Here is a 24,310-nt window from a genome sequence, read left to right on the forward strand (position 1 = left end):
CAAACGGCGGGGCTGCCCCCGCCGTTTACTCAGAACTGCACGCAGACCGGCTGGTCGACACGCATCACCGACTCCTGCGCGAAGCGCGATTTATAGCCCTCGCGCAGGGCCTCAATACCGGTCTCGCTCTGCGCGTCGTGGCCATGGATCACCATCAGCGCCTTGCTCTGCTCCCGCACCACCTGACCATTCTGGCCAAGCCACTGGCCGTGGGCATCAAACACCGTCAGCCCGTCGCGAAAGCGCGGCGTGACGTCGCGGTCGACAAACTGTTGCCACTCTTCAGCGGTGATGTCTTTCCCCGCCGGGCGGCTCAGACCGAAGTAAAGCGTGGTTTGCACCATGGACTGATCCGCCGGGCAGGCGCCGGGCTTCGGCGCGCTGGTCGATGAACTTCCACCCGCCGCGCAGCCGCTGAGTAACCCTGCCAGCACCAGCGCCATTGCACCCTGTCTGAACGTCATCTTTGCTATCCTCATTGTTATTAGTCAGGAAATATCAGCGGATTTTCAAATAATTAGCAAGGGTTATAATATTCCGGCCCGGCAACAGGCAATAAAAAGCCCGCCAGCGGCGGGCTCGTGAGCGTCAGATGAGCTTACTCAGCCGTGGCGCGTACCGGCGGCGGCGTATGGTAGTGGGCATCCGCTTCAGCGAAGCGCTGCTGCATGCTGGCTGACGGCGCTTTATCCAGCAGGCTAAAGACCACAATCCCGATGCTGCCGAAGATAAAGCCCGGAATAATTTCATACAGGCCCAGCCAGCCAAACTGCTTCCAGACGATCACGGTCAGAGCGCCAATCACCATCCCGGCCAGCGCGCCGTTACGGGTCATACGCGACCACATCACCGAGAACAGCACCACCGGGCCAAAGGCGGCGCCGAAACCGGCCCAGGCATAGCTCACCAGACCCAGCACGCGGTTCTCCGGGTTGGCCGCCAGGGCAATGGCCACCAGGGCAACCACCAGCACCATCATACGGCCCACCCAGACCAGCTCTTTCTGACCGGCGTTTTTACGCAGGAAGGCTTTATACAGATCTTCAGTAATCGCGCTGGAGCAAACCAGCAGCTGACAGCTCAGGGTGGACATCACCGCCGCCAGAATCGCCGACAGCAGGATCCCGGCAATCCACGGGTTAAACAGGATTTGCGCCAGCTCGATAAACACGCGTTCGGCGTTCTGGTTAACCGCGCCCGCCAGGCTCGGGTTGTTATTGAAGTAGGCGATGCCAAAGAAGCCGACGGCCACCGCCCCGCCGAGGCAGAGGATCATCCAGGTCATACTAATGCGACGCGCGTGGACGATGCTGTGGTGCGAATCCGCCGCCATAAAGCGCGCCAGAATATGCGGCTGACCGAAATAGCCCAGTCCCCAGCCCATCAGCGAAATAATCGCCACGAAGTTCAGCCCTTTCAGCATGTCGATATTTTCGATGCTCTTCTGCTTAATGACTTCCAGCGAATCGCCAAAACCGCCGACGGATATAATCACGATTACCGGGGTAAGGATCAGCGCGAAAATCATCAGGCTGGCCTGCACGGTATCCGTCCAGCTGACGGCGAGGAAGCCGCCGACAAAGGTATAGATAATTGTCGCCGCCGCGCCGGCCCACAGCGCGGTTTCATAACTCATGCCAAAGGTGCTTTCAAACAGACGCGCCCCCGCCACAATTCCCGAGGCGCAATAGATAGTAAAGAACAGCAGAATAACCAGCGCCGAAATAATTCTCAGCACCCGGCTTTTATCTTCAAAACGGCCGGTAAAATAATCAGGCAGCGTCAGGGCGTTATTATTCACCTCGGTATGCACGCGCAGGCGCCCGGCGACCAGCTTCCAGTTAATCCACGCCCCCAACGTTAAGCCGATGGCAATCCAGCTTTCGGAAATCCCGGAGAGGAAAATGGCGCCCGGCAGGCCCATCAGCAGCCAACCGCTCATGTCCGAGGCCCCGGCGGAAAGCGCGGTCACAAATGGCCCCAGACTCCGTCCCCCGAGAATATAATCATCAAAGTTTTTGGTCGAACGCCAGGCAATAAACCCTATCAATACCATACCAAAAATATAAACAATAAATGTCACCAGCATCGGTGTGCTAATAGCCATGCAAAGTCTCCAGAATTTTTATCGACAGCGTCCAACTTCGTCGTTTTTTTCCACTACCGGAACGGGGTAATGGCGCATTGTTTAATTGGGCGACCGTATCCTGACGGAAGCTTCGGTTTTTCACAAACGATTTAACACAGCATTTACACGAAAATCCGACGGCGCAAAACGTCAATTTGCGAGAGGTTGCACTCTCTCACGTTTTTAAAGGTTGCACCAAACAAAAGTGTTAACTCACGCATACAAATACCCTATGAGCCCGGGGTTAAAATTCTGCTATTTTAGGCATTATTTTTAACAAATCCGCCATTTCACGGCTTTCGTCACAAGCCATAATTAACATGGTTGCACAAAGTTGCAACATAGTGGATATTTCCATGCAACCGCATAAGCTAACGATAAATGACAGGAGTTTTGAGCATGGGCACCACCACCATGGGTGTTAAGCTTGACGACGCAACCCGCGAGCGCATTAAGTCCGCCGCGAGCCGCATTGACCGCACGCCGCACTGGCTGATTAAGCAGGCCATCTTCAATTATCTGGAAAAACTGGAGAACGATGAGACGCTGCCCGAGCTACCGGCGCTGCTCTCCGGGGCCGCCAACGAAAGCGATGACGCCAGCGTATTAACGGAAGAGCCGTATCAGCCGTTCCTCGAATTCGCCGAGCAGATCCTGCCGCAGTCGGTAAGCCGCGCGGCGATCACCGCCGCCTGGCGTCGCCCGGAAACCGACGCGGTGCCGATGCTGCTGGAGCAGGCCCGACTGCCGCAGCCGCTGGGCGAGCAGGCGCATAAGCTGGCGTATCAACTGGCGGAAAAACTACGCAACCAGAAGACCGCCAGCGGCCGCGCCGGCATGGTGCAGAGTCTGCTGCAGGAGTTCTCCCTCTCCTCACAGGAAGGGGTGGCGCTGATGTGTCTGGCGGAAGCCCTGCTGCGTATTCCGGATAAAGCCACCCGCGATGCGCTAATCCGCGACAAAATCAGCAACGGCAACTGGCAGTCGCACATCGGCCGCAGCCCGTCGCTGTTCGTCAACGCCGCCACCTGGGGGCTGCTGTTCACCGGCAAACTGGTCTCCACCCACAACGAAACCAGCCTCTCCCGCTCGCTGAACCGCATCATCGGCAAGAGCGGCGAACCGCTGATCCGCAAGGGCGTGGATATGGCGATGCGACTGATGGGCGAACAGTTCGTCACCGGGGAAACCATCGCCGAAGCGCTGGCCAACGCCCGCAAGCTGGAAGATAAAGGTTTCCGTTACTCTTACGACATGCTAGGCGAAGCGGCCCTGACCGCCGCCGACGCCCAGGCCTATATGGTATCTTATCAGCAGGCGATCCACGCCATCGGTAAAGCCTCTAACGGCCGCGGCATTTATGAAGGGCCGGGCATATCCATTAAGCTGTCGGCTCTGCACCCACGCTACAGCCGCGCCCAGTATGACCGGGTGATGGAAGAGCTCTACCCGCGTCTGAAATCGCTGACCCTGCTGGCGCGCCAGTATGACATCGGCATTAACATCGACGCCGAAGAGGCGGACCGTCTGGAGATCTCTCTCGACCTGCTGGAAAAACTGTGCTTCGAGCCGGAGCTGGCGGGCTGGAACGGGATTGGCTTCGTGATTCAGGCCTACCAGAAGCGCTGTCCGTTTGTCATTGATTACCTGATTGACCTCGCCACCCGCAGCCGCCGTCGCCTGATGATCCGTCTGGTGAAAGGCGCCTACTGGGACAGCGAAATCAAACGCGCGCAGATGGAAGGTCTCGAAGGCTATCCGGTCTACACCCGCAAGGTTTACACCGACGTCTCCTATCTCGCCTGCGCGAAAAAGCTGCTGGCGGTGCCGAACCTGATTTATCCGCAGTTCGCCACCCACAACGCCCATACCCTGGCGGCTATCTACCAGCTGGCGGGCCAGAACTACTACCCTGGCCAGTATGAGTTCCAGTGCCTGCACGGCATGGGCGAACCGCTGTACGAGCAGGTGGTGGGCAAAGTCGCCGACGGCAAACTGAACCGGCCGTGCCGGATCTACGCCCCGGTGGGCACCCACGAGACGCTGTTGGCGTATCTGGTGCGTCGTCTGCTGGAGAACGGCGCCAATACCTCCTTCGTCAACCGTATTGCGGACAATACCCTGCCGCTGGACGAGCTGGTGGCCGACCCGGTCAGCGCGGTAGAAAAACTGGCGCAGCAGGAAGGCCAGGCCGGCCTGCCGCATCCGAAAATCCCGCTGCCGCGCGATCTCTACGGCAGCGGCCGGAGCAACTCCGCCGGTCTGGATCTGGCTAACGAGCATCGTCTGGCCTCCCTCTCCTCTTCCCTGCTCAACAGCGCCCTGCATAAATGGCAGGCATTGCCGATGCTGGAGCAGCCGGTAGCCGAAGGCGAGACGCAGCCGGTAGTCAACCCGGCTGAACCAAAGGACATTGTCGGCTACGTCCGCGAAGCCAGCGATGACGAAGTGCAGCAGGCGCTGACCAGCGCTATCAACAACGCGCCAATCTGGTTCGCCACCCCGCCGCAGGAGCGCGCCGCCATTCTCGAGCGTGCCGCGGTGCTGATGGAAAGCCAGATGCCGACCCTGATGGGGATCCTGGTGCGCGAAGCGGGTAAAACCTTCAGCAACGCCATCGCCGAAGTGCGCGAAGCCGTTGACTTCCTCCACTACTATGCCGGCCAGGTGCGCGACGATTTCGATAATGAAACCCACCGTCCGCTGGGTCCGGTGGTCTGTATCAGCCCGTGGAACTTCCCGCTGGCGATCTTCACCGGGCAGATTGCCGCCGCGCTGGCGGCCGGCAACAGCGTGCTGGCGAAACCGGCCGAGCAGACGCCGCTGATCGCCGCCCAGGGCGTGGCGATCCTGCTGGAAGCCGGCGTGCCGCCAGGGGTGATCCAACTGCTGCCGGGCCGCGGGGAAACCGTCGGCGCCGCGCTGACATCCGATAAGCGCGTGCGCGGCGTGATGTTCACCGGCTCCACCGAAGTGGCCACCCTGCTGCAACGCAATATCGCCAGCCGCCTCGACGCTCAGGGACGCCCGACGCCGCTGATCGCCGAAACTGGCGGGATGAACGCGATGATCGTCGACTCGTCGGCGCTCACCGAGCAGGTGGTGATCGACGTCCTGGCCTCCGCATTCGACAGCGCCGGCCAGCGCTGCTCCGCCCTGCGCGTCCTCTGCCTGCAGGAAGAGGTAGCCGACCACACCTTAACCATGCTGCGCGGCGCGATGAGCGAGTGTCGCATGGGCAATCCGGGCCGCCTGACCACCGATATCGGTCCGGTTATCGATGCAGAAGCGAAAGAGAATATCGAACGCCATATTCAGACGATGCGCGCCAAAGGCCGCACCGTCTATCAGGCGATGCGCGAGAATAGCGAAGACGCCCGCGAATGGAACCACGGGACCTTCGTGCCGCCGACGCTTATCGAACTCGACAGCTTTGACGAGCTGAAAAAAGAGGTTTTCGGCCCGGTGCTGCACGTGGTGCGCTATAACCGTAACGAGCTGGATAAACTGGTGGAGCAGATTAACGCCTCCGGTTACGGCCTGACCCTCGGCGTGCATACCCGCATCGACGAGACCATCGCCCAGGTCACCGGCAGCGCGAAGGTGGGCAACCTGTACGTCAACCGCAATATGGTTGGCGCCGTGGTCGGCGTGCAGCCGTTCGGCGGCGAAGGGTTGTCCGGTACCGGTCCGAAAGCCGGCGGCCCGCTGTACCTTTACCGTCTGCTTTCCAGCCGACCGCAGGGCGCCGTTGGCGTGACCTTCGCCCGCCAGGATGCAGAGCGTCCGCTGGACGCCCAGCTGAAAACGCTGCTGGAAAAACCACTGCAGGCGCTGCAGCAGTGGGCGGCGGGCCGACCTGAGCTGCAGGCGCTGTGCCAGCAGTACAGCGAGCAGGCGCAAAGCGGCACCCAACGCCTGCTGCCGGGGCCAACCGGCGAGCGCAACACCCTGACGCTGATGCCCCGCGAGCGCGTGCTGTGCGTGGCGGATAATGAGCAGGATACGCTGATCCAGCTGGCGGCTGTGCTGGCGGTCGGTTGTGAAGTGCTGTGGCCGGACAGCGCCTTGCAGCGCGATCTGGCGAAGAAACTGCCGCGGGACGTCAGCGAGCGGATCCGTTTTGCCAAAGCGGATCAGTTGCCCGGTCAGGCCTTCGACGCGGTTATCTATCACGGCGATTCCGACCAGCTGCGCGAGCTGTGCGAGCAGGTGGCGGCGCGCGACGGGGCGATTGTCTCCGTGCAGGGCTTCGCCCGCGGCGAAACCAATCTGCTGCTGGAGCGGCTGTATATCGAGCGTTCGCTGAGCGTCAACACCGCGGCGGCAGGCGGTAACGCCAGCCTGATGACCATCGGCTAACCCAGGCCCCCCGGTGGCGCTGTGTTACCGGGGCTACATAACACCGTAAAGGGTAGCCCGGATAAGGCGTTGTGCGCCGCCATCCGGGCTATCTGCGATGCGATCAGCTAATGACAGCCGACGTCAGCTGTGCTTAATTAGGGCTCCCTGACGGGAGCCTTTTTTATGGGAGCAGAACAATGAAACGCATGTTATTTGCCGTGGCGGCCCTGCTGGCCAGCGGCGCGGCGCTGGCGGACGAGTGCAGCAACGCCAACACCCAAACCGAAATGAATCAGTGCGCGGCCGCGCAGTTTCAGGCGGCCGACAAAAAACTGAACGACACCTGGCAGCAGGCTCTGCAGCGGGCGGCGGGTAAACAGCAGACATTACTGAAACAGGCGCAGCAGGCATGGATTGCTCTGCGCGACGCCGACTGCGCCTTCCTCGCGTCCGGCGCCGAAGGCGGCAGCATGCAGCCGATGCTGCTGAGCCAGTGCATGACCGATAAGAGCGTGGAGCGGGAATCTTTCCTCGCCTCGCTGCTGCAGTGCGAGGACGGCGATCAAAGCTGCCCGCTGCCGCCGGCCAATTAACTAACGGACGCGAATGCCTTCGATAATCATCCGCTGGACATTATCGACCGTTTGTTCAAAAAAGGCCGCGTCCTGCAGCGTGGCGCCGGTGACCGCCTCTACCTGGGTGGCGAAGTCGGCGTAATGCTGGGTAGTGGCCCAGATCATAAAGATTAAATGCTGCGGATCGACCGGCGCCAGCTTGCCGCGGTCGATCCAGCCGGAGACAATCGCCGATTTCTCATCGACCAGCGCTTTCAGATCCCCGGTCAGCTCACCCATCAGCAGCGGCGCGCCCTGCAGCATCTCAAGGCAGAAGAGCTTCGAGGCCTGGGGGTGATCGCGGGACACCTCCAGCTTCAGGCGAATATACTCGCGGATCGCCACCAGCGGGCTGATATCCTCGCGAAAGGCCTTCAGCGGCGCCAGCCAGATGGCGAGGATCTGCTGCAGAACGGCCACGTACAGCGCCTCTTTCGAAGGGTAGTAATAAAGCAGATTGGTTTTCGACACCCCGGCGCGCTCAGCTACCTGCTCCAGCCGCGTACCGTGAATACCAAATTGCGAAAATGCCTCCAGCGCGGCGGCCAGGATGGCCTCCTTTTTGGCGCTGACCGCTTGTGAACGTTTGCCGTTTTTCTTCACCGCGCCCTGTGCCATACATCCTCTCCTTCAGTTGACGCCACCAGCATAGCAAAAGCCCTTCGCCGACACGACCCCATGCACCCTGATTGCGCATGACTGCCGTTTTTTCGTGCACTGATTTTGACCATCCAGTCCACTTTTTTATCGTCCTTTTTAGCAACCCAATAGCAACACATTAATAACATTAACATTTATAAAACTGGCATCGCGTTTGCTTTACCTGTTCTGTGAGGTGGTCCAGGGAGAGGCAGGATGCCGCACCACCGCAACCCATCTTCCATGACTGTAGAGAGGTAGGTATGAAAATTGGTGTTTTCGTTCCCATTGGCAACAACGGCTGGCTGATCTCTACCCATGCCCCGCAGTATATGCCGACCTTCGAACTGAATAAGGCTATTGTGCAGAAAGCCGAGCACTACCATTTCGACTTCGCGCTCTCCATGATCAAGCTGCGCGGCTTCGGCGGGAAAACAGAATTTTGGGATCACAACCTGGAGTCCTTCACCCTGATGGCCGGCCTGGCCGCGGTGACCTCGAAGATCCAGATCTACGCCACCGCCGCCACCCTGACGCTGCCGCCGGCGATCGTCGCCCGGATGGCCTCCACCATCGATTCCATCTCCGGCGGCCGGTTTGGCGTCAATCTGGTGACCGGCTGGCAAAAACCGGAATATGACCAGATGGGCATGTGGCCGGGGGATGACTATTTCGCCAGCCGCTATGACTATCTCACCGAATACGTTCAGGTGCTACGCGACCTGTGGGGCACCGGGCGCAGCGATTTCAAAGGCGATTACTTCACCATGAACGACTGCCGGGTCAGCCCGCGCCCTTCGCAGCCGATGAAGGTGATCTGCGCCGGGCAGAGCGACGCCGGGATGGCCTTCTCCGCCCAGCACGCGGACTACAACTTCTGCTTTGGCAAAGGGGTCAACACGCCGACGGCCTTCGCGCCGACCGCCGCACGCATGATGCAGGCGGCGGAAAAAACCGGCCGTGACGTAGGCTCCTATGTGCTGTTCATGGTGATCGCCGACGAAACCGACGAAGCGGCGCGCGCCAAATGGGAGCACTACAAAGCGGGCGCCGATGAAGAAGCGCTGGCGTGGCTCACCGAGCAGAGTCAGAAAGACACCCGCTCCGGCAGCGATACCAACGTGCGCCAGATGGCCGACCCAACCTCGGCGGTCAATATCAACATGGGCACCCTTGTCGGATCGTATGCCAGCGTCGCCCGTATGCTTGATGAAGTAGCGAGCGTGCCCGGCACCGACGGCGTGCTGCTGACCTTTGATGATTTTCTTGCCGGCATCGACGCCTTTGGCGAACGCATTCAGCCGCTGATGCGCTGCCGGGACCACATTGCTCCTGTTACCCGTGAGGTGGCCTGATGATTACCCTTCCCGCTCGCCCGGAATCCCTGACCTTCGCGCCGCAGCAGAGCGCGCTGATTGTTGTCGATATGCAGAACGCCTACGCCAGCCAGGGCGGCTATCTGGATCTTGCCGGCTTTGACGTCTCCGCCACCCGGCCGGTTATCGACAATATTAATACCGCCGTCGCCGCCGCCCGCGCCGCGGGCATGCTGATTATCTGGTTCCAGAATGGCTGGGATGACCAGTATGTTGAAGCCGGCGGCCCGGGCTCGCCGAACTACCACAAGTCCAATGCGCTGAAAACGATGCGTCAGCGCCCGGAGCTGCAGGGCAAGCTGTTGGCGAAAGGCGGCTGGGATTATCAGCTGGTGGACGAACTGACGCCGCAGGAAGGCGACATCGTGTTGCCGAAACCGCGCTACAGCGGCTTCTTTAACACCCCGCTCGACAGCATTTTGCGCAGCCGCGGTATACGCCACCTGGTGTTCACCGGGATCGCCACCAACGTCTGCGTCGAATCGACGCTGCGCGACGGCTTCTTCCTCGAATACTTCGGCGTGGTGCTGGAGGATGCCACCCATCAGGCCGGCCCGGCCTTCGCCCAACAGGCGGCACTGTTCAATATTGAAACCTTTTTCGGCTGGGTCAGCGACGTCGAGAGCTTCTGCCGCGCGCTATCCCCTGCCACCCCGCTGTCTTTAGCCAAGGAGAAACGTTATGCCTAAACAGGTGATCATTCCGCCAGGCACCACCACGCCGATTGCCCCCTTTGTTCCGGGGACGCTCGCCGATGGCGTGGTCTACGTCTCCGGCACTCTGCCGTTTGATAAGCAAAATAATGTGGTGCACATCGGCGACCCAAAGGCGCAAACCCGCCACGTGCTGGAGACCATCAAGAGCGTTATCGAAACGGCGGGCGGGAGTATGGCGGATGTGACTTTCAACAGCATCTTTATCACCGACTGGACAAATTACGCCGCGATTAACGAGGTTTACGCCGAGTTTTTCCCCGGCGATAAACCCGCGCGCTTTTGCATTCAGTGCGGTCTGGTGAAACCCGATGCGCTGGTGGAAATCGCCAGCGTCGCCCATATCGGCAGCCCGACATGATGAGGCTCAATATTGCTCCAGCCCCATGGCCCGGCGCGCCGGTGGTGGTCCTCAGCGCCGGTCTGGGCGGCGGCGGCGGCTACTGGCTGGCGCAGCGCGCGGCGCTGGAGGAACAGTATCAGCTGGTGAGTTATGACCATAACGGGACCGGGGAGAACGCCGGTCCGCTGCCCGCCGACTACAGCATGGCGACGATGGCCGGAGAGCTGTTCAGCGCTCTGCAGGCGGCGGGGATCGCCCGCTTCGCGCTGGTGGGCCACGCGCTGGGGGCGCTAATTGGCCTGCAGCTGGCGCTCGATCGCCCCGAGGCGGTGAGCGCCCTGGTGCTGGTCAACGGCTGGCTGTCGCTGTCGCCGCACACCCGCCGCTGCTTCCTGGTGCGCGAGCGTCTGCTGCATGCCGGCGGCGCGCAGGCGTGGGTCGAAGCACAGCCGCTGTTTCTCTACCCGGCGGAATGGATGGCCGCGCGCCTGCCGCGCCTCGAAGCGGAAGATGCGCTTGCCATCAGCCATTTTCAGGGCAAGGAGAACCTGCTGAAGCGGCTGCAGGCCCTGAAGCAGGCTGATTTTTCGCGTCGCGCGGCGGCCATCGCCTGCCCGACGCTGATTATCAGCGCCGCTGACGATCTGCTGGTCCCGGCCTCCTGCTCCCGCGTGCTGCAGACGGCGATCCCCGGCAGCCAGCACGTGGAAATGCCATGGGGCGGCCATGCCTGTAACGTCACCGACGCCGATACCTTTAATACCATTTTACGCGACGGGCTGGCCGCTATGCTGCCGGTCGCCACGGAGACCCGATGAACGATGCGATAAACCAGACGGCCTGCGAGACGCTGTTTACCCAGGCCCGAACCCACAACGGCTGGCTGGATAAGCCAGTGAGCGATGCGCAGCTGCAGGCAGTCTGGGACCTGATGAAAATGGGGCCGACTTCCGCCAACTGTTCGCCGGCGCGCATCGTGTTTGTGCGCAGCACGGAAGGCAAAGAGAAACTTCGCCCGACGCTCTCCAGCGGCAATCTGCAAAAAACCATGCAGGCGCCGGTGACCGCCATCGTGGCGTGGGACAGCGCCTTTTACGACCGGCTACCGACCCTCTTTCCCCACGGTGACGCCCGCAGCTGGTTCACCTCCAGCCCGCAGCTGGCGGAGGAGACCGCGTTTCGCAACAGCTCCCTGCAGGCGGCATATCTGATTTTCGCCTGCCGGGCGCTGGGTCTCGACACCGGGCCAATGTCCGGCTTCGACCGGGAAAAAGTCGATGCGGCGTTTTTCGCCGACAACGGCTGGAAAAGCAACCTGCTGGTGAACATCGGCTATGGCGACCCCGGCAAACTGTACGGCCGCCTGCCGCGTCTGTCCTTTGATGAAGCCTGCCTGCTGGCATAAGGAGTTTACGATGGAGTTAGCGGACAAAGCGAGTTTCCGTGACGCCATGGCCCACGTCGGCGCCGCGGTTAACATTATTACCACCGATGGCCCGGCGGGCCGGGCGGGATTTACCGCCAGCGCGGTCTGCAGCGTTACCGACACGCCGCCGACCCTGCTGGTCTGCCTGAACCGCTCGGCCTCGGTGTGGCCGGTGTTCAGCGAACATCACACGCTGTGCGTCAATACCCTGGCGGCGGGACAGGAGGCGCTGTCGACGCTGTTTGGCGGAAAAACGGCGATGGACGAGCGCTTTGCTGCCGCCGACTGGCAGACCGGCGCCACCGGCTGCCCGCGGCTGGAGGCGGCGCTGGTCAGTTTTGACTGCCGCATCGACCAGCGCGTCAGCGTCGGCACGCACGACATCCTGTTTTGTCACGTCGTGGCCATTACCCGTCACCCGGAACCCCGGGGTCTGATGTGGTTTGACCGCGGCTATCACACGCTTATGCGACCCGCTTGTTAACCTCTAACCCGGGATATCATCATGGCACTCTTCGATTTTCCTCGCTGGAAGCTGACCTCCCCCGCCGCCGAATCCGGCGTCGTCGCGCCCGATGAACGCTTATCGGCCGGGCAAACGCTGGTGATGGGCGTGCAGCACGCCGTTGCGATGTTCGGCGCGACGGTGCTGATGCCGTTGCTGATGGGGCTCGACCCTAACCTGTCGATACTGATGTCGGGAGTCGGCACCCTGCTGTTCTTTGTCGTCACCGGCGGACGGGTGCCGAGCTATCTCGGCTCGAGCGCCGCCTTTGTAGGGGTGGTGATCGCCATTACCGGCTTTAATGGCCAGGGGCTGAACCCTCATCTAAGCGTCGCCCTTGGCGGGATCATCGCCTGCGGGCTGGTCTACACCCTGATCGGTCTGGTGGTGATGAAGATCGGCACCCGCTGGATCGAGCGCCTGATGCCGCCGGTGGTGACCGGGGCGGTGGTGATGGCTATCGGCCTGAACCTGGCGCCGATTGCTGTGCGCAGCGTGTCCGCCAGCGCCTTCGACAGCTGGATGGCGGTGTTGACCGTGCTCTGTATCGGCATAGTCGCGGTATTTACCCGCGGGATGCTGCAGCGTCTGCTGATCCTGGTCGGCCTGATCGTCGCCTGCGCGCTGTACGCCCTGCTGGCTAACGGCTTTGGCCTCGGCAAACCGCTGGACTTCTCCCCCCTCGCCCAGGCGGCGTGGTTCGGGCTGCCGCACTTTACCCCCCCATCCTTTAACGGCCAGGCGATGATGTTGATTGCCCCGGTCGCGGTGATCCTGGTGGCCGAGAACCTCGGGCACCTGAAAGCCGTCGCCGGGATGACCGGGCGCAATATGGACCCGTACATGGGGCGCGCCTTCGTCGGCGACGGTCTGGCGACCATGCTCTCCGGCTCGGTGGGCGGCAGCGGGGTCACGACCTATGCGGAGAACATCGGCGTCATGGCGGTGACCAAGGTCTACTCGACGCTGGTGTTTGTCGCCGCGGCGCTGATTGCCATGCTGCTGGGCTTCTCGCCTAAATTCGGCGCATTAATCCACACCATTCCCGGGCCGGTGATCGGCGGCGCCTCGATCGTGGTCTTTGGCCTGATCGCCGTCGCCGGGGCGCGGATCTGGGTGCAAAACCGCGTCGACCTCAGCCAGAACAGCAATCTGATCATGGTGTCTGTGACCCTGGTGCTGGGCGCCGGCGATTTCGCGCTGTCGCTGGGCGGCTTTACGCTGGGCGGGATTGGTACCGCCACCTTCGGGGCGATCCTGCTGCACGCGCTGCTTCATCGCGGGACGCGGGAGGCGAAGGAGGCCAGAGTAACGCCGGTTTAAGCTACATTAGCGCGGCGTTGGCGCAGGGAGCGGGTGGGCCTGGGTGGTGTGATCCTGTAGGCCGGATAAGGCATTTATGCCGCCATCCGGCACCACCACGGGCACGGAACCTGACCGCCCGGCGCCGCTGCGCTTGCGCGGGCCTGCGAGGTGTAAGCTTGCGAGAGGACCACGTAGGCCGGGTAAGGCGCAGCCGCCACCCGGCGAAATAACGGCACAACCGAATATTTCCCTGCTCGCGCTACGCTTAGCAGGGCTACAACTTCTATGTTAATGCCGGGCAGATTGCGCTCCCGGTTAATTTTTCTGCACTCTGTTTTCCATAGCGCAGGGAGCGCACAGGGGGCGGCCAGTCGCCGCCACCCCCTGTACCCCCGGGCTCCGGCCAGCAAAATCGCCACTGCGTGGTACCTTCGACTTATCCCTGCAGGCTGCGGGTCGGGCCGAGGCAGCGTCCCTGCAAAACACGGCCCTCAGCCCGCATCCATGCGGGCTGCCCCGGCCTTCCGGGAACGTCTCAGCGATTTTGAGGCCGTCAGCACCGGCAGTTTCAGCAACAATGGTGAATAAATTAACGACAGGCCGCACGAGCCCCAGGACGGGCAAGGCGTGAGCCGCCACCCGGCAATATGACGGGTATCGAGCCTGAAATCTTGCCCGGCGGCGCTGCGCTTGCGCGGGCCTGCGAGGTGTAAGCTTGCGAGAGGACCCCGTAGGCCGGGTAAGGCGCAGCCGCCACCCGGCGAAATAACGGCACAACCGAATATTTCCCTGCTCGCGCTGCGCTTAGCAGGGCTACAACTTCTATGTTAATGCCGGGCAGATTGCGCTCCCGGTTAATTTTTCTGCACTCTGTTTTCCATAGCGCAGGGAGCGCACAGGGGGCGGCCAGTCGCCGCCGCCCCCTGTACCCCCGGGCTCCGGCCAGCAAAATCGCCGCTGCGCGGTCCCTTCGACTTATCCCTGCAGGCTGCGGGTCGGGCCGAGGCAGCGTCCCTGCATAACACGGCCCTCAGCCCGCATCCATGCGGGCTGCCCCGGCCTTCCGGGAATGTCTCAGCGATTTTGAGGCCGTCAGTACCGGCAGTTTCAGCAACAATGGTGAATAAATTAACGACAGGTCGCACGGACCGTAGGCCGGGTAAGGCGCAGCCGCCACCCGGCAAAATAACCACGCAACAGGGTTCCCTGGAAGGTAATCAACGCTTGCCCGGAGTCGCTGCGCTTGCGCGGGCCTGCGAGGTGTAAGCTTGCGAGAGGACCCCGTAGGCCGGGTAAGGCGCAGCCGCCACCCGGCAGAAAAACGATGCCGTGCCTGATGCTATCGCCCGGCGGCGCTGCGCTTGCGCGGGCCTGGAGACGATCAGAGCCGGACGAGCAGGCCAGCCAGGCTAAGCGCCGCTGTAGGATCAGAAGCGTAAAATTACGGCTCGCGACGATCGGCCAGGTCCGGGAGCGGCTGCGCATCGTCATTCTTTGACATCTGCGGCGGCGGTTTGCGCTTCCACTTCAGCTCGCTCACCAGCACTCCCGCGAGGATAAAGACGCAGCCAAGGAGGGCCAGCAGCGGCAGACGCTCGCCGGCCAGCCGGCCAAAAATACCGGCCCATACCGGTTCGCCGGTATAGATCAGCGTGGCCCGCGTCGGCGAGACGCTGCGCTGCGCCCAGTTCATGGTCACCTGAATGATCGCGCTGAAAATGCCCAGCCCCAGCGCCACGCCGAGCAGCGTCGGCGTCAACGGCGGCACCGACTCACCGGCCGGCTTCATGGCAGCGAAAGCCACCAGCGACGCGGTCGCCAGCTGCACCACCGTCACCCGTCGGACATCCACTTTTCCGGCCCAGGCGCTGATAAGGATAATCTCCGCGGCGATCGCCAGCGCACTCGCCAGAGTGATCATCTCCCCCACGCCAAGCGCTAACAGATTGTTTTCCGGCCCGGCCAGCAGGATCAAACCGATAAAGGCCAGCACAATTCCCACGCAGGACATTACCCCCGGCATACGCCCCAGGCACAGCCACTGCAGCAGCGGCACCAGCGGCACATACATCGCCGTGATAAAGGCAGACTTGCTGCTGGAGATCGACTGCAGCCCCCAGGTCTGCAGGCCATACCCCAGCGCAATCGCCACGCCAATCGCCACCCCCGCCTTCACCTCCAGCCACGTCAGGCCGCGCAGGGTGCGGAGCGAGAGCAGGCCCACCGCCAGCGCGGCGGTCGCGAAACGCAGGCCGACAAAAAACAGCGGCCCACTGAGGCTGACCGCATACTGTACGGCAAGGAACGTCCCTCCCCAGAACATGGTGATCATGATAAGGAGCGCTTCCTGGCGGCTAACGGAGAATTTTAACGAAGACATAAGACAGCCATGACGATAAACGGGCGACCAGTGTGCAATCGGCCCGGCGGGAGCGCAACCTCCGACAGCTAAAAAAAACCGCCGGCAGATGCCGGCGGCGAGGGCGATGCGGTTGGGTCGGGGAGATTAACACCGCATCAAAGAGAACAGTGCCAGTCGCGCGTTAACTCTCACGACTTCCATGACTGTTTTTACCCCCTTTTTTGCCAGCCTCTGAGGCGCGCTGAGGGTCATTTTTAAAATTCCCCCCGCTATGCTGGCCACCTTTACGTCCTGCTTCTGATGCTCTTTCACGGTCTTCAGCAAAGTTGCCAGAACCGCCACGATGGTTTGCCATTACTGACCTCCATTAGGTTAGACATCATAGTGCATTACGCGGGAGCGGCGACGCCGCTGTTCTGCCGCGTATCTATAAGGTTAGTGAATGACTGCCGCTGACGATGGCAAATGTCACATTCAGAAACAAAGCCTGGCGAAAAAAATCCCCTCGCGCCGCCTGATGGCGCTAACCTGCTCTGCTGCCGAAGAAAAAATAGTCAGCAAAAAATGTATCCTGATGCTACATCCTCGCCGCACCGGCCAGTATAACGGAGGCATCGCTTCCCGCTTCTCAGCCGCTCAGGCCGCGCTGCGCAAGGAAAAGTAAATAATGTTTTGTCATTTTGTTATAAATCAAATAAATGCCCGTTGGATTTGCACTCTTCGGCAGAGGCTTTATCTTTAAAGGTACCAGCTATTTGGCTGGCTTATAATGCAACCGAGGAGTGATGGAAATGGCTAAAATTCTGGTGCTTTATTATTCCATGTATGGACACATTGAAACCATGGCTCACGCCGTCGCCGATGGGGCGAACCGGGTGGACGGCGTTGAGGTGGTTGTGAAGCGCGTGCCGGAAACCATGCAAGCAGAAGCGTTTGCCAAAGCAGGCGGGAAAACGCAAAACGCGCCTGTCGCCACGCCGCAGGAGCTGGCTGAGTATGACGCCATCATCTTTGGTACCCCGACTCGTTTCGGCAATATGTCCGGACAAATGCGCACCTTCCTCGATCAGACCGGCGGCCTGTGGGCATCCGGCGCGCTGTACGGTAAGATCGCCAGCGTATTCAGCTCAACCGGCACCGGTGGCGGCCAGGAACAAACCATTACCTCCACCTGGACGACGCTGGCCCACCACGGGATGATCATCGTCCCAATCGGCTACGGCGCACAGGAGCTGTTCGACATCTCCCAGGTCCGCGGCGGGACGCCTTATGGCGCCACCACTATTGCCGGCGGCGACGGTTCGCGTCAGCCAAGCGAGGAAGAGTTAGCCATCGCCCGCTATCAGGGTGAACATGTCGCCAAACTGGCCGTTAAACTGCACGGCTAATCTTCCGCAGGAGGAGCACTATGCCAACTCAAGAAGCAAAAGCACATCGCGTCGGCGAATGGGCAAGTTTACGTAACACCTCGCCGGAGATCGCCGAGGCGATTTTCGAAGTTGCCCACTACGATGAAAAACTGGCTGAGCAAATTTGGGAGGAAGGCAGCGACGAAGTGCTGGCGCTGGCCTTTGCCAAAACCGATAAAGATGCGCTGTTCTGGGGTGAACAGACGATTGAGCGTAAAAACGTATAGGGCGTTTATCCCTGCTGAGTCTCACCCTAACCTGCTAAAAACCCGGATTACTCCGGGTTTTTTCATTATTTCGCCGCCTCGTTGATCACCTTTTTAAAGGTCTCCAGCGGGCAGAATCCCTGGTCATCGACCGGGCAGCCGTTAAGCGCCAGCGTGACCCGCTGCGGCGGGGTCTGCAACGTCAACGGGTCGGCATTACGCAGCTGCTCAGTGCTCTGATAGACATACTCAATCTTCATCAGATCGCGGTTGCTGCCGCTGTCGTGCCAGCGCTGAAACAGCAGTTTGCCGCCGATAGGCGTGCGCTCGTACTGGCCAGGAAGTTGATAGGGCTTAAAGTCCAGCGCCGTCAGCAGTGAGGCGATATTCGAGTCGTGTCCCACCAGCAGGGTGACTTTCGCCTTGCTGGCTCCCTCACCCACCAGCGCGTTATCGATATATTTAACCAGCGGTTTGGCCACATTTTGCGCCACTGCCGTCGAGGTAAACAGACTATCCTGGTAGCCGTTTTTCAGCTTCGACAGCACCTGCCACTGCTTATCGCTGGTGATCTCCCCCCACGCCACCTGATCTTTCGGGAAGCCTTCATAGTATTGCAGGGTGAAGGCGTCCACCAGCGAGTTGCCCACCTTCAGCGGCCCGGATACCCCCGGCTCCTGCTGATAACCGGCGCTAAAGGTATCTTTACCCTCGCTCAGGGAACAGACCTGCTTCTCTTTGCAGGAGGGCGAGTTGCGGTAATCGATCATTGTCTCCAGCAGCTTGTAGCTCTCGGTCAACTGCATCCCCTGGCGCTCTTTTTCCATCGCCTGCAGCGCTTTCTCGCGAAACGCCGGGGAGTCGTCGGTGATAACCGGGTTGAAGGTCGGGTCCATGGTGCCCATCTGCGGCTGATGATGCACCGCAATGCCGCAGCCCGGGAACGCGCCGGTGATAAAGAACTGCGCAGTGGCGACGGTGCGCTGCAGGCTGTTAGCGTAGGCGTAAACGGCGTTTTCCGGCGGGCACTCCCCGCTGGTCACCAGCTTCTGTTGCGCCAGCCATTCGCGCATATAGTGGCCCATATACACCTCCAGCACGCCTCCCTTGGTGGTCAGCTGGCCGCCCGGCACATCCCACTGCGGCCAGGCTTTGGCGGTGGACTGCTCCAGCACGCTGCCGTTATTGGCCAGCGGCGCGCGAAGGTTGTGACGACTCATGATCAGCACCTGCTGCAGCTGATACCCCTCTGGGGCGGCCGTGTCCTGCGCCTGGGCGCCAGCGGATAACATGACCGCGCCGGCTACGGCGGCGGCGAGTAGACGTATTTTCATCCCTTCATCCTTAGTCATTTATTATCATCGGGTTAATTGTGACGGATTTAGGCCATTTTTCCTGGCATTCGCTCGCAAACTTAGACCGGAGCCGAAAATTTCCTCTGCCGACCAAATAGTTTTATAATGAAACAACTAACCTGGAGGCTTTCGTGAAACGTACCCGTCTGGAAAACAGCTGCTGTCCTGTCGCCCGCTCCCTCGACGTTATCGGCGACTGGTGGTCGCTGCTTATCGTCCGTGATGCCCTCCGCGGGGTACGCCGTTTTAGCGAATTCCAGAAAAACCTCGGCATTGCCAAAAATATGCTCGCCGGACGCCTGAAAATGCTGGTGGATGAAGGCATCCTGCATTTGCAGCCGGCCTCCGACGGCAGCGCCTGGCAGGAGTATGTCCTGACGGATAAGGGCCGCGCCCTGCAGACCGTGCTGGTCGCCCTCTCCCAGTGGGCGGACGACTATCTGTTCGACCCGGACGAACCGGCGACGCGGCTCATTGACCGCCAGCAGCGTCAGCCCCTGCGTAAACTGGTGCTGCAGGCGGCCGATGGCCGTGAGCTGTCCCCAGCGGATATCACCATCGCCCTCCCGCTGAACGACTAATCGCTCCCTGCGGCAGGCAGAAATAAAAAAAGCCCGGCAAAATGGTTGCATTATTAAACCAGATATCTCATGCTGAATTTGGTTTAATAATGCAACCTTTTAAGAGGCAATACTCATGTCCCAGTCATCGCACACTGCTTTTATCACCGGCGCTTCCTCAGGTATCGGCGCGATCTATGCCGAACGACTTGCCGCCCGCGGCTACGATCTGATCCTCGCCGCCCGTCGTGAAGATCGGCTGCAGGCGCTCGCCGGGCAACTGCAGGCGCGCTACGCCATCCGGGCCAGCATCCTCAAGGCCGACCTGAGCGAGGAGCAAGGCATTGAAGCCGTAGAGCAGCGTCTGCAGCAGGATCCCGCCGTTGACCTGTTCATCAACAACGCCGGAACGGCAAAAATGGCGGGCTTTCTCGCCAGCACGTCGCGCGAGCACCAGGCGATTCATACGCTCAACACCACCGCGCTTCTGCGCCTGAGCTATGCCGCACTGGCCGCTTTCACTCCCCGGGGCCGCGGAACGCTGATCAATATTGCCTCTATTCTTGCGCTGCATACGCTGCCGGGCAGCGCGGTCTACAGTGCCAGCAAAGCCTGGGTGTTGAGCTTTACCCGTGGCCTGCAGGATGAGTTCGCCGACAGCGGCGTGCGTATTCAGGCAGTATTGCCGGCGGCGACCGCCACCGATCTGTGGCCGACCTCCGGCGTGGCGCTCGACGCCCTGCCCACCGGTACGGTAATGACCACCGAGGATCTGGTTGACGCCGCTCTCAGGGGACTCGAAATGGGGGAAAAGGTCACCTTACCGCCAGTGCATGATCTGGGACTGTGGGAGGCTTTCGAGCAGACGCGACTGGCGCTGTTTACCAGCGCGCGAACCGGGCAACCGGCGCCGCGGTATCGCTAATTCGCCCCGGCGGCGGGCATTATTCCGGCAGCGGAACCGCCGCCAGGGTACAGATCGCCTCGTGCTCCCCGCCGCGGCGATCGGTGATCACTACCTTATCGCCCGCTTTTTTGCCTTCACAGGGTTTCAGGACCTGCTCCACGATCCGCTCGCGGCTCGCCTGACGTTCATTTTCAGCCTGACTGGCGAAGGCCGTCAGCGCCAGCGCCACGCCCAGCAGGCTGAGGGTTGTCTTATACATGTCTTACTCTCAGATCATTCTTATTCGCGGTCAGCGTAACCCGTTGCTGGCCGCACTTCTGTAAAATCACTTAACGGAGTGTTACGCCATTTCAGCTGAAAGCCAGGCTGTCACATTCCTGCGGGAAATATTTTATCACAACCCCGACAGCAGATATTCTCGCGATGAGGCGTCATCTTTCAGACATATCCCGATGTTATCTTCACACAGAGCCCTGTATCTTTTTCCCTTTCTAAACAGAATATTAGGTTGGTCTATGTCGGGTCTTATTCTCTTTATCGTCGCGGTGGCGCTGCTGGGCGTCGCCATCTACAGCCTGGTGTCGTACCTCAAAGAGCGGCGCGCCAGTCAGTTACCTGTCCATAAAAAGAAGAAATAATACCTTCCGTTCTCCGCCGTTTTCTGCTGATTGCTTTACCATCCTGTACTGTCCCTTACCGAACCAAAACAAAGGCAGGCCTGCGGGCCTGCCTTCGTTCGGTTTCAGCGTCAGGTTCTAGGACTCCCAGGCCTGCTCCGCCTTGGCGGCATCGAACTGCGGCGGCGGTTTACGGAAGCGTCGGGTCAGATAAGCCAGATACAGAAGACCAAGCGCCGCCCACACCAGGCCGAGCGTCAGGGAAGTGGCCTCGAGGTTGATCCACAGCACCCCTACCGTCAACGCCCCGATCATCGGCAGCAGCAGATAGTGCAGTCGATCCTTCCAGGTTTTGTTGTATCCCTTGCGCCGCCAGAAGTGGTTGAACACCGACAGGTTAACGAAGGTAAAGGCCACCAGCGCGCCGAAGTTAATCAACGCGGTGGCAGTCACCAGGTCGAAGAACAGCGCCGACAGCGCGACAATACCCACCATAATCACGTTCAACGCCGGGGTGCGCCATTTCGGATGCACATAGCCGAAAATGCGCTCCGGGAAGACGTTATCGCGGCCCATCACGTACAGCAGACGGGAGACGCTGGCATGGGACGCCAGGCCGGACGCCAGCGTGTTAACAAAGGTGGTGCAGAGGAAAATTGACTGGAACAGCTTGCCGCCCACGTACAGCGCAATCTCCGGCAGCGCGGCGTCCGGGTCTTTAAAGCGATGAATATCCGGGAAAAAGAGCTGCATAAAGAACGACGCGACGATGAAAATAATGCCGCCGTACATCGCGGTGAGAAAAATCGCCTTCGGGATCACCCGCGCGGCGTCAGGCGTCTCTTCCGACAGCGTGGTCACGGCGTCGAAGCCGAGAAACGAGAAGCAGACGATGGTCGCCCCGGTAATAATCGGGATCAGATGCGCATTCTGACTGATAAACGGCTGCAGCGACCAGACGGTCCCTACCCCCTCGCCTTTGTGCAGTCCCTGAACCACCAGAATGACGAATACCACCATAATCGAGATCTGCACCAGCACGAACAGGGTGTTGAAGTTCGCCACCAGATTAACGCTTTTCAGGTTTGCGGCGGTCAGAATGGCGACAAAGGTCACCACCCACACCCATGGCGGCACCTCCGGGAACAGCGCCGAGAGATAGATCTTCGCCAACAGGACGTTGATCATCGGCAGGAACAGATAATCCAGCAGCGAGGACCAGCCGACCATAAAGCCGACGTGCGGACTGATGGATTTTTGCGCGTAGGTGTAGGCGGAGCCGGCTTCCGGGAACTGGCGCACCAGTTTACCGTAGCTGATAGCGGTGAACAGCACGCCAGCCAGCGCCAGCAAATACGACGCCGGGACGTGGCCGTTGCTGATACCGGAGACGATGCCGAAGGTATCAAACACCGTCATCGGCGTCAGATAGGCCAGCCCCATCATCACCACTTGCCAGAGTTTGAGGGATTTACGCAGACGCGGTCTGCCCGCCTGAGCGGCGTTATGCGCAGGAAGATTAATAGCCATCGCCCATTCCCCCCTTGCGGATAACAGTTTGCGGACACAACGTTCGCGTGACAAACCTGCTTAGCAAGGGGATAAGGCATAAATAAAAGGGTAAGACGGACCGGTGAGCGGTTGCTGGCTGGCATCCAATGCGGCCTGAGCGGCCTCCCTCTCCCTGCGGATATTTGAACATCTGCATCATCTCATTTCCTCGTCACACACTGTGTCGTTAACTGAAGCCCCGTTGCCGCCTGCGCTCCTTAACGCGACATCCGGGAAATGGCTGGGCTCCCAGCAAAAAGGACGACCAGGCTCCGCTCAGGCCGTATGATGCTACTCATGACTCAACTCATGCGCCCCTTGCGGGGCGACCATCAGGCGTTTTTCAACATCCACTCAATTTCAGTTTCTGTGATAAGACGCTCAAACTGCAGTAATTCATCATGCTTGCAGGCATGGAAAACGTGGCAGAAACGCTCGCCGAGGCGCTCACGCAGGTGATCGTTCTGCATAAACTCCCACAGCGCGTCGCTCTGGCGGATCGGGAACGGCAGACCTTCTTGTTCGAGGCCGTTACCTTCCACCTCTTCCTGCAAAGGCAGCTGAGGGTTATCCAGCCCGTGCAGAATACCGGCGAAAATCGCCGCCATTACCAGATACGGGTTGGCGTCCGCCCCCGCCACGCGATACTCCACGCGGTGGTTCTGCCGCTCGCCGCACGGGATCCGCAGCGCCACGGTACGGTTGTTATGCCCCCAGGAAGCCTGCGTCGGGACATACATCCCTGGCTGGAAGCGGCGATACGAGTTCACGTTCGGCGCCAGCAGCGCCATCGAGGCCGGCATCAGATCGATCATCCCGGCCAGCGCGCGTTTAAGCAGCGCGGAGTCTTCCCCGTCGCTGTCCACCAGCACGTTTTCCCCTTTATTGTTCAGCATGCTGATGTGGATATGCATTCCGCTGCCCGCATGCTCTTCATAAGGCTTAGCCATAAAAGTGGCGTGCATCTTATGCTTCTCCGCCATTAAACGCACGAGACGTTTTAACGCCAGCGCATCATCGCAGGCGTCCAGCACGTTATCGGTATGGTGGAGGTTGATTTCAAACTGGCCCGGCGAGGCTTCGGCCACCGCGCCGTCGGCGGGGATCAGCTGCAGTTTCGCCAGCTCGTCGATGTCGTTGAGCACGTCGGCAAAGTGGTTCAGGTTATCGACCGAGTAGACCTGGCTTTGGGTGTTGCGATCGTCGGTGCCCGGCGCGCACGGCGGCTGCAGGTAGCCTTCGGCATCGCGTTTGCGGTCCAGTAAATAGAACTCCAGCTCTACCGCTACCACGGGGAACAGCCCGCGCTGGCGCAACTGCTGCCAGAGGCGGTTGAGTACGTTCCGCGGCTCAACGTCAAAGGGAGCGCCATCTTCATCAACCATGGTCAACTGTACCTGGGCTATCGACTGCGGATCGGCCGCTGAAGGCGTTAAGGTGCCGGGCACCGGAATGCAGCTGCGATCCGGCTCGCCCATCTCCTGGCCCAGACCGGCCTCTTCCACGACGTTGCCGAGAATATCCATCGCAAACACCGAAGCCGGGAAATAACAGCCTTTCTCCAGCTTGCTCAGGCCGGCAACCGGGATGCGCTTGCCGCGGAAGCAGCCGTTCAGGTCAGTGAGGAGGACATCAACATATTGGGTATCAGGGTAGGTTTCGAGGTAGCGCTTCACTTCTTTCGCGAACGCGCTGACCCGTCTCTCTTCCGTTTGCTGAACAAAATTCTCAACTTCTACGATATTGGTTTCCATGATTCACCGCCGTTGGTTTGGTTTCGGTCCTGCACTCAGACCGTTAAATATAATGTCCACCCCATCGACTGTGTATGCAAATAAATTGTTTGTCAAATGTTAAATTAAGTTTGCAAAGGGCTATTTCCACTGCTAGATTGAGAAAATATTGAACGATATGGCCGTTAAACCCGCTATAGCGGTCATAATTTAGTCC

At 60.3% G+C, this 24,310-nt stretch carries 24 protein-coding genes; 15 read left to right on the top strand and 9 right to left on the bottom strand.

What is annotated here, in order from left to right; translation table 11 throughout:
• Nucleotides 1-29: 29 nt before the first annotated feature.
• Both MKS11_RS10010 and putP read right to left on the bottom strand, forming a co-directional pair.
• Nucleotides 30-464: a DUF3574 domain-containing protein gene (locus MKS11_RS10010; protein ID WP_023317897.1), complete on the bottom strand. Its 435-nt coding sequence runs from the start codon at nucleotides 462-464 to the stop codon at nucleotides 30-32.
• Between the two features lie 134 nt (nucleotides 465-598).
• Nucleotides 599-2,107 carry a sodium/proline symporter PutP gene (gene putP / locus MKS11_RS10015; protein ID WP_023317896.1) on the bottom strand — a complete coding sequence of 503 codons (1,509 nt, stop codon included), beginning with the start codon at nucleotides 2,105-2,107 and terminating at the stop codon, nucleotides 599-601.
• A gap of 420 nt (nucleotides 2,108-2,527) precedes the next feature.
• Here putP and putA point away from each other — a divergent pair, with 420 nt between their 5' ends.
• Nucleotides 2,528-6,490, top strand: a complete 3,963-nt coding sequence (gene putA, locus MKS11_RS10020; protein ID WP_087771413.1) for a trifunctional transcriptional regulator/proline dehydrogenase/L-glutamate gamma-semialdehyde dehydrogenase — start codon at nucleotides 2,528-2,530, stop codon at nucleotides 6,488-6,490.
• A 179-nt stretch (nucleotides 6,491-6,669) separates the two neighbouring features.
• Entirely contained in the window at nucleotides 6,670-7,065 is a 396-nt protein-coding gene (locus MKS11_RS10025; RefSeq protein ID WP_023317894.1) for a lysozyme inhibitor LprI family protein, read from the top strand.
• On the opposite strand, the gene rutR is transcribed toward MKS11_RS10025, so the two are convergent.
• A complete protein-coding gene (rutR, locus tag MKS11_RS10030) occupies nucleotides 7,066-7,704 on the bottom strand; it encodes an HTH-type transcriptional regulator RutR (protein ID WP_004204508.1) in 639 nt (212 codons plus the stop codon).
• 284 nt (nucleotides 7,705-7,988) lie between these two features.
• Here rutR and rutA point away from each other — a divergent pair, with 284 nt between their 5' ends.
• From rutA to rutG, 7 genes are read left to right on the top strand one after another with little or no spacing between them, the layout of a single operon-like run.
• Nucleotides 7,989-9,080 carry a pyrimidine utilization protein A gene (rutA, locus tag MKS11_RS10035; RefSeq protein ID WP_004204507.1) on the top strand — a complete coding sequence of 364 codons (1,092 nt, stop codon included), beginning with the start codon at nucleotides 7,989-7,991 and terminating at the stop codon, nucleotides 9,078-9,080.
• The gene (gene rutB, locus MKS11_RS10040) at nucleotides 9,080-9,790 is read left to right on the top strand and encodes a pyrimidine utilization protein B (RefSeq protein WP_004204506.1); all 711 of its coding nucleotides are present in this window, start codon (nucleotides 9,080-9,082) and stop codon (nucleotides 9,788-9,790) included. Before rutA ends, rutB begins: the two co-directional genes overlap by 1 nt.
• The gene (rutC, locus tag MKS11_RS10045) at nucleotides 9,783-10,175 is read left to right on the top strand and encodes a pyrimidine utilization protein C (protein ID WP_284109517.1); all 393 of its coding nucleotides are present in this window, start codon (nucleotides 9,783-9,785) and stop codon (nucleotides 10,173-10,175) included. Before rutB ends, rutC begins: the two co-directional genes overlap by 8 nt.
• On the top strand, nucleotides 10,172-10,975 hold the full coding sequence (gene rutD / locus MKS11_RS10050) for a pyrimidine utilization protein D (RefSeq protein WP_017901104.1): 804 nt from the start codon (nucleotides 10,172-10,174) through the stop codon (nucleotides 10,973-10,975). The genes rutC and rutD overlap by 4 nt, the downstream gene beginning before the upstream one ends.
• On the top strand, nucleotides 10,972-11,562 hold the full coding sequence (locus MKS11_RS10055; RefSeq protein WP_049013719.1) for a malonic semialdehyde reductase: 591 nt from the start codon (nucleotides 10,972-10,974) through the stop codon (nucleotides 11,560-11,562). The genes rutD and MKS11_RS10055 overlap by 4 nt, the downstream gene beginning before the upstream one ends.
• A gap of 10 nt (nucleotides 11,563-11,572) precedes the next feature.
• Complete coding sequence (gene rutF, locus MKS11_RS10060) at nucleotides 11,573-12,067, top strand: NADH-dependent FMN reductase RutF (RefSeq protein ID WP_012968592.1); 495 nt, start codon at nucleotides 11,573-11,575, stop codon at nucleotides 12,065-12,067.
• 21 nt (nucleotides 12,068-12,088) lie between these two features.
• Nucleotides 12,089-13,411, top strand: a complete 1,323-nt coding sequence (rutG, locus tag MKS11_RS10065; RefSeq protein WP_004204500.1) for a pyrimidine utilization transport protein G — start codon at nucleotides 12,089-12,091, stop codon at nucleotides 13,409-13,411.
• Nucleotides 13,412-14,834: 1,423 nt separating this feature from the next.
• On the opposite strand, the gene MKS11_RS10070 is transcribed toward rutG, so the two are convergent.
• The gene (locus MKS11_RS10070; protein ID WP_101865453.1) at nucleotides 14,835-15,773 is read right to left on the bottom strand and encodes a DMT family transporter; all 939 of its coding nucleotides are present in this window, start codon (nucleotides 15,771-15,773) and stop codon (nucleotides 14,835-14,837) included.
• Nucleotides 15,774-15,936: 163 nt separating this feature from the next.
• A complete protein-coding gene (locus MKS11_RS10075; protein ID WP_002898708.1) occupies nucleotides 15,937-16,110 on the bottom strand; it encodes a general stress protein in 174 nt (57 codons plus the stop codon).
• Nucleotides 16,111-16,197: 87 nt separating this feature from the next.
• On the opposite strand from MKS11_RS10075, the gene MKS11_RS10080 reads away from it, so the two are divergent.
• The 3 genes from MKS11_RS10080 to MKS11_RS10090 all read left to right on the top strand — a co-directional run bounded on the left by MKS11_RS10080 (nucleotide 16,198) and on the right by MKS11_RS10090 (nucleotide 17,391).
• Nucleotides 16,198-16,419: a hypothetical protein gene (locus MKS11_RS10080; RefSeq protein WP_004204497.1), complete on the top strand. Its 222-nt coding sequence runs from the start codon at nucleotides 16,198-16,200 to the stop codon at nucleotides 16,417-16,419.
• A 127-nt stretch (nucleotides 16,420-16,546) separates the two neighbouring features.
• The gene (gene wrbA, locus MKS11_RS10085) at nucleotides 16,547-17,143 is read left to right on the top strand and encodes an NAD(P)H:quinone oxidoreductase (RefSeq protein WP_002898704.1); all 597 of its coding nucleotides are present in this window, start codon (nucleotides 16,547-16,549) and stop codon (nucleotides 17,141-17,143) included.
• 20 nt (nucleotides 17,144-17,163) lie between these two features.
• Complete coding sequence (locus MKS11_RS10090; RefSeq protein WP_008805934.1) at nucleotides 17,164-17,391, top strand: YccJ family protein; 228 nt, start codon at nucleotides 17,164-17,166, stop codon at nucleotides 17,389-17,391.
• A gap of 65 nt (nucleotides 17,392-17,456) precedes the next feature.
• On the opposite strand, the gene agp is transcribed toward MKS11_RS10090, so the two are convergent.
• Nucleotides 17,457-18,704, bottom strand: coding sequence for a bifunctional glucose-1-phosphatase/inositol phosphatase (agp, locus tag MKS11_RS10095; RefSeq protein ID WP_023317888.1), 1,248 nt, complete (start codon nucleotides 18,702-18,704; stop codon nucleotides 17,457-17,459).
• A gap of 152 nt (nucleotides 18,705-18,856) precedes the next feature.
• Here agp and MKS11_RS10100 point away from each other — a divergent pair, with 152 nt between their 5' ends.
• Together MKS11_RS10100 and MKS11_RS10105 are read left to right on the top strand one after the other, a co-directional pair.
• Nucleotides 18,857-19,306 carry a helix-turn-helix domain-containing protein gene (locus tag MKS11_RS10100; protein WP_004201482.1) on the top strand — a complete coding sequence of 150 codons (450 nt, stop codon included), beginning with the start codon at nucleotides 18,857-18,859 and terminating at the stop codon, nucleotides 19,304-19,306.
• 115 nt (nucleotides 19,307-19,421) lie between these two features.
• Nucleotides 19,422-20,210, top strand: coding sequence for an SDR family oxidoreductase (locus tag MKS11_RS10105; RefSeq protein ID WP_064183046.1), 789 nt, complete (start codon nucleotides 19,422-19,424; stop codon nucleotides 20,208-20,210).
• A gap of 19 nt (nucleotides 20,211-20,229) precedes the next feature.
• On the opposite strand, the gene MKS11_RS10110 is transcribed toward MKS11_RS10105, so the two are convergent.
• Complete coding sequence (locus MKS11_RS10110; RefSeq protein WP_004201478.1) at nucleotides 20,230-20,451, bottom strand: hypothetical protein; 222 nt, start codon at nucleotides 20,449-20,451, stop codon at nucleotides 20,230-20,232.
• A gap of 256 nt (nucleotides 20,452-20,707) precedes the next feature.
• Between MKS11_RS10110 and MKS11_RS10115 the strand changes: the two genes are divergently transcribed.
• Nucleotides 20,708-20,830, top strand: coding sequence for a small membrane protein (locus tag MKS11_RS10115; RefSeq protein ID WP_002898600.1), 123 nt, complete (start codon nucleotides 20,708-20,710; stop codon nucleotides 20,828-20,830).
• Nucleotides 20,831-20,947: 117 nt separating this feature from the next.
• Here the strand turns inward: MKS11_RS10115 and MKS11_RS10120 are convergent, their stop codons facing one another.
• On the bottom strand, nucleotides 20,948-22,339 hold the full coding sequence (locus MKS11_RS10120) for an APC family permease (RefSeq protein WP_048294462.1): 1,392 nt from the start codon (nucleotides 22,337-22,339) through the stop codon (nucleotides 20,948-20,950).
• Between the two features lie 353 nt (nucleotides 22,340-22,692).
• The gene (locus MKS11_RS10125; RefSeq protein WP_023317884.1) at nucleotides 22,693-24,114 is read right to left on the bottom strand and encodes a glutamine synthetase family protein; all 1,422 of its coding nucleotides are present in this window, start codon (nucleotides 24,112-24,114) and stop codon (nucleotides 22,693-22,695) included.
• Between the last annotated feature and the right edge of the window lie 196 nt (nucleotides 24,115-24,310).

Origin of the sequence: Klebsiella sp. K5-45 (assembly GCF_030128605.1) — a bacterium.
GTDB lineage: Bacteria > Pseudomonadota > Gammaproteobacteria > Enterobacterales > Enterobacteriaceae > Klebsiella > Klebsiella quasipneumoniae.